9 protein-coding genes are annotated in these 12718 nt (G+C 57.8%); 3 read left to right on the plus strand and 6 right to left on the minus strand.

Going from position 1 to position 12718, the window contains the following annotated elements; genetic code table 11:
- Positions 1–226: 226 nt before the first annotated feature.
- On the minus strand, positions 227–1105 hold the full coding sequence (locus ACR0AP_RS13490) for a LysR family transcriptional regulator (RefSeq protein WP_480507131.1): 879 nt from the start codon (positions 1103–1105) through the stop codon (positions 227–229).
- A gap of 96 nt (positions 1106–1201) precedes the next feature.
- On the opposite strand from ACR0AP_RS13490, the gene ACR0AP_RS13495 reads away from it, so the two are divergent.
- A complete protein-coding gene (locus tag ACR0AP_RS13495) occupies positions 1202–2509 on the plus strand; it encodes an aminotransferase class I/II-fold pyridoxal phosphate-dependent enzyme (protein ID WP_480507132.1) in 1308 nt (435 codons plus the stop codon).
- Between the two features lie 41 nt (positions 2510–2550).
- On the opposite strand, the gene ACR0AP_RS13500 is transcribed toward ACR0AP_RS13495, so the two are convergent.
- Genes ACR0AP_RS13500 through ACR0AP_RS13520 form a run of 5 tightly spaced genes read right to left on the minus strand, consistent with a single transcriptional unit; the run spans position 2551 to position 8317 of the window.
- Positions 2551–3570, minus strand: coding sequence for an Ldh family oxidoreductase (locus ACR0AP_RS13500; protein WP_480507133.1), 1020 nt, complete (start codon positions 3568–3570; stop codon positions 2551–2553).
- Between the two features lie 11 nt (positions 3571–3581).
- Positions 3582–4211 carry a DUF3726 domain-containing protein gene (locus ACR0AP_RS13505; protein ID WP_480507134.1) on the minus strand — a complete coding sequence of 210 codons (630 nt, stop codon included), beginning with the start codon at positions 4209–4211 and terminating at the stop codon, positions 3582–3584.
- On the minus strand, positions 4208–5896 hold the full coding sequence (locus ACR0AP_RS13510) for a hypothetical protein (protein ID WP_480483865.1): 1689 nt from the start codon (positions 5894–5896) through the stop codon (positions 4208–4210). Before ACR0AP_RS13510 ends, ACR0AP_RS13505 begins: the two co-directional genes overlap by 4 nt.
- 4 nt (positions 5897–5900) lie before the next feature.
- Complete coding sequence (locus tag ACR0AP_RS13515; protein ID WP_480507135.1) at positions 5901–6875, minus strand: membrane dipeptidase; 975 nt, start codon at positions 6873–6875, stop codon at positions 5901–5903.
- A complete protein-coding gene (locus ACR0AP_RS13520) occupies positions 6875–8317 on the minus strand; it encodes an aldehyde dehydrogenase family protein (RefSeq protein WP_480483867.1) in 1443 nt (480 codons plus the stop codon). The genes ACR0AP_RS13515 and ACR0AP_RS13520 overlap by 1 nt, the downstream gene beginning before the upstream one ends.
- Before the next feature lie 103 nt (positions 8318–8420).
- Between ACR0AP_RS13520 and ACR0AP_RS13525 the strand changes: the two genes are divergently transcribed.
- On the plus strand, positions 8421–9326 hold the full coding sequence (locus ACR0AP_RS13525; protein WP_480507136.1) for a LysR family transcriptional regulator: 906 nt from the start codon (positions 8421–8423) through the stop codon (positions 9324–9326).
- Positions 9327–9422: 96 nt separating this feature from the next.
- On the plus strand, positions 9423–12698 hold the full coding sequence (locus ACR0AP_RS13530) for an adenylate/guanylate cyclase domain-containing protein (protein ID WP_480507137.1): 3276 nt from the start codon (positions 9423–9425) through the stop codon (positions 12696–12698).
- Positions 12699–12718 lie beyond the last annotated feature (20 nt).

A 12718-nucleotide genomic window follows, 5' to 3' on the forward strand; every position in this document is an offset into this window, starting at 1 on the left:
TCCTTGATCATTCCAATAATCTGTTCGTCTGAAAATCTGCGTTTCATGGTCCATCCTTTTCTTGGACGGATTACTAACACCTCGATGGCCTGATTTCAGGGGGTTGGGTCACCTCTCACCGCAACCAAATTCCCAAAATCCCGTTCAATCTACAAACAGTCCACTGGACCGTTGGCTTAACGATCAAACCTCGAATACCTCATAACCTGATGGTCATTGGTTCCGCTCAACGGGACAACCAGGCGACAATCTGGTCCGTTTCCGGTCTTCTGCGAGTGCGTTGTGGCATTTGGATCACCAGAGATCGGTCGGTTCGGAAAGACCTGGTATGTGCAACTGTCAGCTCGCCAGAGGCTAGGGCGTCTTCGATCAGGCACAGGTGTCCCATAAGTATACCCGCGCCGGCCTTCGCCTCCTCAACAGCAAGACTGTAGAGGGAGAATTGAGCACCGCCTTTGACATTATGCAGGTCATAGCCAGAGTGCTGGGCCCATTTGGTCCAATCTTCACTCCACACCAGATCGTGCAGCAACGGTAAATCCCGAAAACCGTTTGTGGGGCAAATATGGTCCATTAGCGCCGGGGCACAAACCGGCACGATCTTGTCAGGGCAAACGACCACCTGATTGGCCGTGTCGTCCGGTGGAGCGAAGAAGATCGACAGGTCGAACAGTTCGCGCCCAAGGCTTGGCGGCGCTTCCATTGCGGTGACGGAGAAACTGATGTCGGGAAAATGAGATCGGATCTGGCGCAGCCTTTTGGGGAGCCAAAGCTGAGCAATGGCAGGCAAGGCAGCGATATTAAAATCTGCATTGGGTTTCAGGCTGCGCAGCGCCCGGGTCGCGTCGGCCAATTGGTCAAAAGCCCGGGTAAATCCAGCGACCAGCGATTGCCCCTCGGGTGTGAGTTCGACGCCCTGCGTTTGACGCCGGAAAAGGGGTGCTCCGGCCCAGCCTTCCAGCGTTTTGACGTGTTGCGAGATTGCACCCGGTGTGACGTTCAACTCTTCTGCCGCTGCGACAAAGCTGATGTGGCGCGCCGCCGCCTCGAAAGCGCGCATTGCGTTCAGTGGGGGCCCTTTGGGGCGCTTTGGGGAAACGCTCATCACCATAGCCTTAGTTTTTCTACGCCAAGAAATAACAAATCTGCTTTGCGAAGTCACGCAGCAGCAGTCACAGTGGAAGAAACAGGAGGATGTCAGATGACACTTGCACATAGAGACTGGGTGCCTGCCGCAAGCGAAACGCTGGTTCAGAATATCGCGACAAAGACAGCATCGGCATCGTCTGGCGACCTATTGGACCGGATCGTGCATCTGGCAGAGGAAAACCGCCGTATTCACGAGGAAGAGTGTTTCAACCTCAACCCCGCGACCAATGTCATGAACCCCAAGGCCGAGGCGCTTTTGTCGTCGGGCATCGGGTCGCGGCCTTCGCTGGGCTATCCCGGTGACAAATATGAAATGGGGCTGGAAGCAATCGAAGAAATCGAAGTCATCGCGGCCGAGCTTTGTGCAGAGGTCTTTGATGCCCGATTTGCAGAGGTTCGTGTGCCGTCGGGCGCAATTGCAAATCTTTATGGCTTCATGGCGACCTGTAAGCCGGGTGATACAATCATTGCGCCACCCGCAATGATCGGCGGCCATGTGACCCATCATACTGCGGGCTGTGCAGGGCTGTTCGGGCTGCGCACGATCGAGGCACCGGTTAACACAAATGGCTACACAGTCGATCTGGACCAACTGCGCGACCTGGCGCGGGCTGAGCGCCCCAAGCTGATCACGATCGGCGGAAGTCTGAACCTTTTTGAACACCCTGTTGCCGAGGTGCGGGCCATTGCGGACGAAGTTGACGCGAAAGTCATGTTCGACGCCGCGCATCAGTGCGGGATAATCGCGGGGCGTGCCTGGTCGAACCCGTTGAACGAGGGCGCGCATTTCATGACCATGAGCACCTATAAAAGCCTTGGTGGACCAGCAGGTGGATTGATCGTGTCGAATGATGTCGACATTGCCAAATCATTGGATGCTATTGCTTTTCCCGGGATGACAGCCAATTTCGATGCCGCCAAAACGGCCGCGCTTGCGGTTACCATGCTGGATTGGAAAGACTTTGGTCAGGCGTACGCGAACGAGATGATCGCACTGTCAAAAGCACTGGCCGCAGCGTTGGATGCGCAGGGTGTTCGCGTCTTTGAGGGTGCGGAAGGCTTCACCAATTCGCATCAGTTCGCGGTTCTGGCAGAGCCCTATGGCGGAGGGCAGGCGGCATCGAAGAAGCTTCGCGAAAGCGGGTTTCTTGCATGCGGCATCGGATTGCCTGTCAAGCCGGTTGAAGGGGACTTGAACGGGTTGCGGATTGGCACTCCTGAATTGGTTCGCTGGGGCATGACCTCTCGAGATGCTGATCGCCTCGCCGATTTGATCAGGCGAGGACTGGACGACGCGCCTGTCGCTTCGGAAGTCTCTGCCTGGCGTAGTGAATTCGACACGCTGCATTTCGTGAACTAGGCGCAAGCGGCCACCACATCCGCCCGGTCTGGTGGCTGCTCTTAACTGTTTTCCTGAATTATCGCGTCAATTCTGGCCAATGTAGCAGTGTTGACGGCGACACCTTTTTGACCTGCGGCAAGGCGACATGCACGGCGCCCATCTCCGGGCAGGTGCGCGCCGTCCTGATCTCTGATCGACGCGACCAGATCCGATATTGCGGTTGAAAACAGTCCATTTGACGAAACCGCAGGGTCAATAGCGATGAAGAACTGCCCGGTTTTCGGTGGACCCCCGACCGTTCCCGAGAACGGAGAGGCATGCAGCCCAAGAGTAGATCCTGTCAAAGCCGCCGCCATGATTTCAGTCAGCAAAGCGATACCCACACCTTTGTACCCGCCGGATGGGGCCATGCTTCCTTTCAGACCGACATTCGGGTCTGTTGTCGGGTTTCCGTCCGGGTCCAGTGCCCAGCCGACCGGGATGGCCTTGCCTTCTCTGGCGTGTTTCATCACTTCGCTTTTGGCGATGGTGCTGGCGCTCTGGTCAATCAGCAACGCGGGTTGCCCGTCTGGACCCGGTACCGCAACAGAGAACGGGTTGGTGCCGACAACGGGCTTCGATCCACCCGAAGGTGCAATGGATGCTGGTGCATTGGTGAATCCAAGACCAACCAGACCCGCCTGCGCCAGTCGATACGTGTGATAACCCAACACACCGCAATTGTAGCTGTTGGTGATCGCAAGGGCCGCGATGCCCTGTTCACGAGCCGCCGGGATCAATGCATCAAAGCCCATTTCAATGGCTGCATGTGCGAACCCGGTCGCAGCGTCTACCCGGATAAGGCCGGGGCGCGGCGTTTCCAGCGTCGGTACTGCCTGACCGTCGACTTTACCGCATTGTACATGTTCACAGTAAATCGGAATGTAAGCCAGACCATGGCTGGCCACCCCATCCGCTTCGGTTGCCGCCGTGGCCACGGCCAGAGGGCGCGCGTTTTCTTCACTTGTGCCAGCGGCAACCAACGCGGTGAAGGACAGCTTTTCGATTTCGGCAAGCGACAAGGTTTGGGTCTCGGTCATCTGATGATCCTTCAGTCATTGTCCGACAGGCCGGAACCAGCGCCAAGCAGTCGGGATTCTTCGGTTGCAGGGGCATATGTACGGTGCGCCATGGAGTTGAGGATCCGCCACACCTCTGCATTTGGAGCGGCACGGCTTTGCAGAGGACGACTGTTTTGAATGTGGCCGCCCTCAGTTATTTCAACATGATCAGCGCGGTCTAAATTGCAGTCTGCGCAGCTTAAATGAACACCATCAGTTGTCGCAGAATACCCGTCGAAGGTGACTTTTACTGTCTTTCCCAGCTTTTTGGCCCCCGCAGCGACAAAGGGCAGCAACAGCAGCGGTGCTGCGAGATTTGAAATCGCAATGGTGCCTTGGGACAGGACGGTCGGGGAATCCGATATCACAGCTCCGGTCATCAGGGGGCACAGGTCTTGTTCGCCAACCCATACTCCGTTCGGAAGCACAGGAATGTGGCGTTCCAGACAGGGCGCATATTCACGTTTGAGCAGTTGGGCCAGAATAGCGGGCCCGTCGAACCCTTGGGCGCTTAGCCAACGGGTGGCCTTTGCAGCCTCTTCCGCCACGCCCCAGGCATATCCGGCCCCGCGGGTTGCACGTTTGGCGGTTGCTTCGACTTCGTTCAATGAAAAAGTCATTGTGCAACCTCCGGATAAACCCACAAATCTGAGTTTGCGGTATTTAGCTCATCAGGGTAGGGGGCGCCGGCATACATGCAGATGCGGACCCAGCGATCTGAACGAGGGTCGAAATGCGTCGCGCCAAAGAAGGACAGCTTTGCGCGCAACATATCGATGGGCATCACTTTCGCGCCGATTGTGTTGTCATGAATCTCACCATATGGCGCGATACGGCTGATTTGGGCGCGGCGCACGGTGTGGCGGTGCTCGGGGTGGCGCAAAAGAAATTCTGCTATCGGCGCATCATCCGGCCAGTCTTGCAGAGCCCTGAAAGCCATCGCCGCATCACGCGCGGGCGCGAGCGGTTGTTCATAGTCCGCAATTGGTTCTTCAAACCGTTCACCCAGTCGGGGTTCAAGTTTCTCTTCGGAAACGTACCAGGCGCGCGCGCAGTTTTTCGGATCACTCCAATCAAGATCCAGCGCCCAGTCAAAACTGTTCCGGATCAAGGTACGCACCCCTGACACCGGCATTGTTCCATCAATAACCTGTGCAGCCGTGTTTGTGTCCGCCATGCAGCTGGACAGCCCATCCACGACATCTCCGTAAGGCTCAAGGATCAGCGAGGCCAGCAACTCCTGGCCTTCTTCGCTGAGCGCGGTTTCCGACCATCGGATCATGCGATCCCACGGATGGTCTCGTGTCAGGTCGTCTGTAGCCAGAAATACGTCGATCGAATTCAGGTCGTCCTTCAGTGCCGCCAGTTTTTCCACCTGTATCGGATGTTCGGATTGCCACCACGCGATTGACTGTTTGCTGCGCGCGAATACGTCGCGAAAGACGCACGCGTCTTTTTCGGTCGCTGTCTTAATTGACCGCACGCGCGAGATGGCCTCTTCCCGCGCCATGATCCAGTTGTTGAACAGAACGGGATGGTTCACGATGAACGGCGCCATTCCCAGTCCTGTGGAATTTCCGATGCCCAGCCAGCGTGCGATTTCAGGATCAAGCTCGGCGGTTTGATCCCCACCTTTGACCTGCGCCATATATTGCACCAGATCGCGTACAAAAATCCGGGTCAGGTACACCGACAGCATTTCGATCTGGAAGGGACCGCTGACCTCATCCCGGTCCGCCGTTTTCTCACGATCCGCAGCGCCGAATTTGCCCGACCCGTAAACAGCCGTGGTCCTCATCAGATAGCCGACCTGATAAATCTGTTCCAGGTCCGGTTGTTGGCCCGCAGCCAGACGATCCACCACATGAGCCCAGAGTCGCACGGAACGGTTGGCGCGTGACAGTGACAATTCGGTTTCGCTGACACGCCCTGCCTCTTGCAGCGGTACGTTCCGCGACAGCCGATCAATGTCTTCTAGCGTCGGGATACCGTCGAACAGCGCAAAGGTGGCGTCCCAGGCTTCGGCAATAACCCGGTCTGACCGTTGATCGGCAGGCAGGTCATGGGCAAATGCTACCAGCGAATAGGCGCGATCGGGGCCTTGCGCGGTATAGACCGCATGGCCGACACCTTTGTCGTCAATTTCGAATGCAGGTCGCGAGAAGCTCCAGTTTTCATCGGCCATGCGGCGTGTCAGTTGCCGCATAAAGCTGAGCCGGCATTGATGCAATGATCCCAGCCGTGACAGCCGCATGACCGTAGCGGTGTCACGTCTGGCGATCTCTGTCTGCGCGTGTGGTTCCATTTGGCTACCTTTGTGGGACGAAGTTCTCGGCAAAGAACCGATACCAGTTCCTGCCCATGATCCCGGCCACTTCGTCATCGTTCAGGCCGGTCGCGCGTAACCCTTGTTCGATGTTTCCAAAGTCTCGGTTGTCCTGAAACCAGCCCGGCATTGGTGGAAACCCCGGAGCAGAGGCCGAGCCTTCGCCATAGTCGATTTCTTTTGTCCACCGCCCCACACGCATCCATTCAACGATACTGTCAGGCTGATCCTGGCACAGGTCAGTGCCGATCCCCAGATGACTGGCCCCGTATTTGTCCGCAGTGCGGGCGATCATCTCGCAAAAGCTTTCCAGTGTGCAATCTGACTTGTCCTTCAAGTGGTGAGGGTAGACCGAAAAACCCAGCATCCCACCGTTTTCCGTCACGGCGCGGATAACATCATCTCGTTTGTTGCGCAGGGCCGGGGACCATTCGTGCGGATTGGCGTGCGTAATCGCGATGGGCCGGTCCGAGATTTCAGCCGCCTCGATCGTGGACCGGTCTGCCGAATGGCTCATGTCGACCACAAGGCCCACGCGGTTCATCTCTTTGATGACCTGCTTGCCCATGCGGGTGATGCCGGTGTCTTCGGCCTCATAACAACCGGTCGCCAGCAGGGATTGGTTGTTATAGGTCAGTTGCATGAACCGCGCGCCCAGATCGTGCAGGATTTCGACCAGACCGATATCATCCTCGATTGGAGACGGATTTTGAAACCCAAAGAACACAGCTGTCCGCCCGGTTTCGCGCGCGGTATCGATGTCGTTGGCCCACCGACCCTTCATGATCAGATCCGGATATTGCTCGAACCAGCGGTTCCATTTCTCGAAATTTAGAACCGTTTCGCGGAAATTCTCATGATAGGAGATGGTGACATGGATCGCGTCCACGCCCCCTTCGCGCAATTGGCGGAAGATCCTTTCCGACCAGTTGGCATATTGCAGGCCGTCGATCCGCATCAGACCGGGCCTGCGCTGATATAGGCGGTTTTGACCGTTGTATAGAATTCAGCCGCTGCCTTACCCTGTTCGCGCGGCCCGTACGAGCTGTCGCCCCGGCCACCGAAAGGCACGTGGTAATCGGTGCCAGCGGTGGGCAGGTTAACCGTCACAACACCGGTGCGCGCGTTGCGGCGGAAATGGGTGGCGCGGGCCAGCGATTTGGTCACGATGCCCGAGGTCAGGCCGAAATTGGTGTCGTTGACCACACTCAGCGCCTCGTCATAGCTGCTGACCTTGATGACGGATGTCAGGGGCGCAAACATTTCTTCGCGGTTGATGCGCATGTCGTTGATGGTGTTCAGGAACACGCCCGGCGACATGTAGAACCCGTCATGAGGCATCTCCAGGCGCTGACCGCCACAGGCCAGCTCGGCCCCTTCGGATTTGCCCAGATCGACATAGGCGAGGTTTTCATTCAACTGCTGCTGGCTGACGACGGGGCCCATCTGCACGCCTGCTTCCAGCGCGTGACCCACTTTCATTGCCTGCGCACCGGCAACCAGTTTCTCGACAAAGGCATCGTGGATGCCCGCATGAACCACCAGCCGCGACGAGGCGGTGCATTTCTGACCGGTCCCGCCAAAGGCCCCGCCCAGTGCCAGTGTCACCGCCAGATCCAGATCGGCGTCGTCCATCACGGCCAGCGCGTTTTTGGACCCCATTTCCATCTGCACCTTGGTCAGGTTCTGGATTGCTGCGGCGGCGATGCCTTTGCCCACGGGTACAGACCCGGTGAAGGAAATCGCATTGACCTTGGGGCTTTCCACAAGGCGCTGACCGACCGAACGGCCCGAGCCCATCACAAGGCTGAACAGACCTTTCGGGATATCCTGACGTTCGATGATTTCAGTCAGGGCCACAGCCGAGGCGGGTGTGATGTTGGCGGGTTTCCACACCACCGCGTTGCCATAGCACAGCGCCGGAGCAATTTTCCACGAAGCGGTTGCAGTGGGGAAGTTCCACGGACTGATGATCGCAACTACGCCAACAGCTTCGCGGCGCACATCCACTTCGATATCGGGGCGCACGGAATCGGCGTTTTCACCGATCTGGCGCAGACACTCGGCGGCGTAATACGTGAAGAACTGACCGGCGCGGTAAACCTCGCCCTTGCCTTCGGCCAGCGGCTTGCCTTCTTCGCGGCTGAGCAGAGTGCCGAGTTCCTCGGCGCGGGCCATCAACTCGTTGCCGATGGCGTTCAGGACGGCCTGTTTGCGCTCCAGCCCGTAGGCGGCCCATTCGGCCTGCGCGACGCGCGCCTGATCCAGAGTCGCCTCAAGCTGATCGGCGCTGGCTTGTGTGAACATGCCAACCAGATCGCTTAAATCCGAAGGATTGCGGTTTTCAATTTCGCTTTCGCCGGCCAGCCATTCGCCGGCAATCAGGTTCAGTTTGGTCACGTCAGGCCCCAAATTCGCAAATTTCGATTTGGGTCAGGATGGAACTTTCGGCTAACATCAGTCAAACTCAAATAACTTTAGGAAACTTCAGAAAGTTTGAAGTATGGCGATGAAAATCGAGATGCTGCGGTGTTTTTGTACCGTGGCCCAAACCGGAAACCTTGCCGAGGCTGCGAGCCGTCTGGGTCGGACGCAATCCGCCGTCTCAATGATGCTGAAGCAGTTTGAAGATCATCTGGGCAAGAAACTATTTGAAGGTGAACGGAAAAATCACCTGTCGCCGCTGGGTCAGCAGGTTCTGGACCTTGCTCTCAAACAAGTGCGCGATTTTGATCAGACTGTTCAGAACATAGAAATGGCGGCGCAGGCGGAACAAGGGTTGATCCGCATCGTATCCGTGCCGTCGGTGGGGGCCTTGGTCTTTCCCGCCTTGCTGGGACATATGACATCACGCTTTCCCGGGTTGAAGATCGAGTTGCGAGACGGGGATTCGCAACAGGTTCTGGACGCCGTTGCCGGGGATAAGGCGGACATCGGCATTGCATCCGGTCATCATCCCCTGAACGGGGTCAGTGCCGAGCCGCTGTTTCAGGATCGGTTCGGACTGGTCGCAGCTATTGATCATCCGCTTATGACACGGGCCAAACCGCCTGAAATCTGTGACCTGATGGCGGCGCCCTTCGTGCGAAACGCCTTGTGCGACTTTATCGAGTCCGCGCCTTTCCGAGAGATCCTGGACAGGGCCGAGGTTACCATTCACAACACGCATTCCCTGATCACGACTGTCAGGGCAGGCCAGTGGATCACGGTCCTGCCGCAGACCGTCGCACAGTTCATCCCGGATGCGGTCGCCTTTCGTCCGATTTCAGATTTGCCAGACAAGCGAGAGGTATATATTTACCGTCGGGAAAGAGCCCGCTTCCGCGAGATCACCCAGGCCTGCTGTTCGTATATCCTGTCGAGCGGTTTTGGAAACGCTGGCTTGGTGCAGGAGCCAGTTTTGGATTAACCCTGCTCAAAAGCATAAATTAAATAGGTTCTAGCAGACTCGAAGCGGCGCACATGCTAGGTTCCTGAATGAAGTGGGGGACTTCAGAGGGGCAACATGTCTCAGGACCTGAGGGGCTGGCTGAGCGCAATTGGATTAAACGAGTACGCGCAGGCCTTCGCAGACAACAAAATCGATTTCTCCATCCTGCCTGATTTGACGGCCGAGGATTTGATCGAAATTGGGGTGACGGCCGTCGGTGATCGGCGGCGGCTGCTGCGCGCCATCGAACAGATTGATGCCAGCCAAACCTCAGCAGAACCTGAATCTGCTGCACAGCTCGAGCCCGCGCGGCGACAGGTTACTGTGATGTTTGCCGATCTGACCGCATTCACGAAACTATCCAGCGAGCTGGATGCTGAAGATCTGCATGCGCTGCTGAATCAATTCTTTAGCAAAGTGGACAATGTCGTCGAAAAATACGGTGGTCGTATAGACAAGCATATCGGCGATGCGGTCATGGCCGTCTTCGGAGCGCCGATTTCACACACCAATGATACCGAAAGGGCCGCGCGTGCTGCTGCCGAGATACATGCAGCTCTGCCGACCTTGTCACCGCCGCTTTCCTGCCACATCGGTATTTCCTCGGGTCAAGTCATTGCCAGTACGACCGGAAGTCAGTCGCATACGGAATACACCGTTACAGGAGACGGGGTGAATCTGGCGTCCCGCCTGACGGATATTTCCGCGGGGGGTGAGACTCTGGTTTCACACGACATTCAGCGCGCGTTGGGGCCGCTATTCGTGGGCGAATCCATTGGTGTGAAGGCCATCAAAGGGCTGAATGATCCCGTTGAAATTTGGCGTCTGGATCGATTGGCCCGGAACATTCGCACACGGCGTCACAAATTCATCGGGCGCGAGCGGGAATTGTCGGTGTTTTCGGCCACATTTGACCGATGCAAGCGCCACGGCAAGGGCGAAGTCCATGTGATCCTGGGTGAGCCCGGGATCGGGAAAACTCATTTGTCCGAGCAAGTCGCTGAGCTGGCATCCGGCCAGTCCTACACGATCCACAACGGTGTCGTGATGGATTTCGGCGCGCGCGAAGGGCATTCGGCCATTCAGATGGTCGCCCGCAGCATTCTGGGTCTTGACCCGTCGGATGGCGCGGAAACAGTTGCCGCAGCGGCTAGGGACGCAATCGCCAGGGGCTGGGTCAGCCCCCCGAACGCCGCGCACCTCAATGCGCTGCTTGAGCTGGAGCAGGATTCGGGTCTGGCTGAGGTGTTTGCGGTGATGGACAATAAAACCCGCCTGCGCGGACGGCGGCAGGTCATTGAAGAGTTGCTGTCGGCCAGCAGCCAGGAAGCCCCCTTGCTGATCCAGATCGAGGACATCCACTGGGCCTCGCCCGAGATCCTGATGACCTGCTCTCATATAGCGGCGGCAACGCGGAATATCCCTTGCGTGTTGATGATGACAAGCCGGGCCGAAGGCGATCCGATTGACCGGGACTGGCAAATGGCAACCGATGGCGCGCTGGTGTCCAAGATGGAACTGGCGCCGATGGGGGAAGAACAGGCCAGACTGTTGGTCGAAGAATTCACGGCCATCGACCCCGAGTTGCTGGACACCTGTGTCAAACGCGCCGGGGGCAATCCGCTGTTTCTTGAACAGTTGTTGCGCAATACGGATGTACTTACCCAACAAAGCGTGCCCGGCAGTATTCAGGGGATCGTTCAGTCCCGACTGGATGCACTTGATCGAACCAGCCGCGCCGCCATTCAGGCAGCATCGGTATTGGGGCAGCGGTTCTCGCCAGAAGTTCTGAACTTCATTCTGGGTGAAGGGCATCTGGATACGACCAGCCTGATCCGATCCGCGCTGGTCCGAGAGGCAGGGCCTGACCTCATGTTCGCCCACGCGCTGATCCGGGATGGATCCTATGCGACGTTGGTCAAATCCGAGCGCGCGCGCCTGCACAGGCAGGCCGCCAAGTGGTTCGAGGATCGCGATGCGACCCTGTGCGCACAGCATCTGGACCGGGCCGGGGCGAATAACGCCGCGCAGGCGTATCTGGAGGCGGCAGACAAACTGATCCAGGCCTTCAGATTCGACGATGCCAGCCCATTGATCGAACGCGCCCTGGAACTGCCGTCCCCTGCAGGTGTCCGGTTCGACCTGCTGTGCGCTCGTGCTGAGACGCACAGGCTTCAGGGTCTGTCCGGCGACGCACTGCGTGAATTTCGGGAAGCTGCCCGGGTTGCCGAAACCGATGAGCAAATCAGCCGCGCGCATATCGGGCTGGCGCAGGCCGCACGGCAAGCCAGCCTGTATCAGGATGCCCTGGAGGCACTCGATATGGCTGAATCCGCCGCCGAGCGTTGCGGGTCAGAGCGGGATGTGGCTCAGATCAGCTACGTGCGCGGTAATGTTTATTTCCCTCTGGGCCGGGACAAGGAAGCGCTGAGCGCCAATGAACGCGCCCTGACGCTTGCCCGCAAACTTGGCTCTGCCCGCCTTGAGGTAGGGGCGCTAAGCGGATTTGGTGATGCAAACTTCATGAAAGCCACCATGAAGACAGCGACAGGCTTTTATACGCAGGCTGTTGAGCGGGCGCGCGAAAAAGGGCTGGTCCGCGATCTGGCTGCCAATCTGCACAATCTCAGCGTCGCGCGCAGTTACACCGGGGACGTCGCACAGGGCAAGGCGGACGCCATTGAGGCTATTGAAATCTCGCAAAAGTACTTTGCCTTTGTTCCGGAATGCGTTGCACAGACCTGCCTGGGCGTGGCCGAGACCTTTCTGGGCAACCTTGATCAGGCGCTGGACGCGTTCATTGTTTCAGCCGAAATTGCGGAACGCGTCGGGGCAAAACGTCTTGAGGCGCAGGCCCTTGAACACCTGGCGCGAACACAGGTTTATACCGGACAGTCAGACCGCGCGCATACGACTGGGCGTCGCGCGGTTGAAATCGCGCTTGAACATGGGCGGAACTTTGTAGGGCCCAAGGCTCTGTCGGCTCTGGCAATGGCCGAGACCAACCCTGATGAGCAAACGCGCTTGTTGAACCTGGGGTCTGAAATCATTGCCGAGGGATGTGTGGGGCACAGTCACCTGCACTTTTACTCGGATGCCAGCGCCGTCATGCTGGCGCGCGGCGATTGGGACGCAGCAATTGAATATGCAGATGGGCTTGCAGCCTTCACCACCACCGAGCCTTTGCCGATGGTCGATCTGTCCATTCGCCAAACACGACTGCTGGCTGAAAGCGGACAGCAGAACACTCTGCCCAAACAGCACGCGGAATATGCTGACCTGAAAACGCAATTTGCAACGATGGGCGTCACGCAATCCCTTGTGGGTTCAGTGGGGTTTCTGGCTGATTAGGCGACACCGCAGGAGGCTGA

Source organism: Ruegeria sp. AF7 (assembly GCF_056541885.1).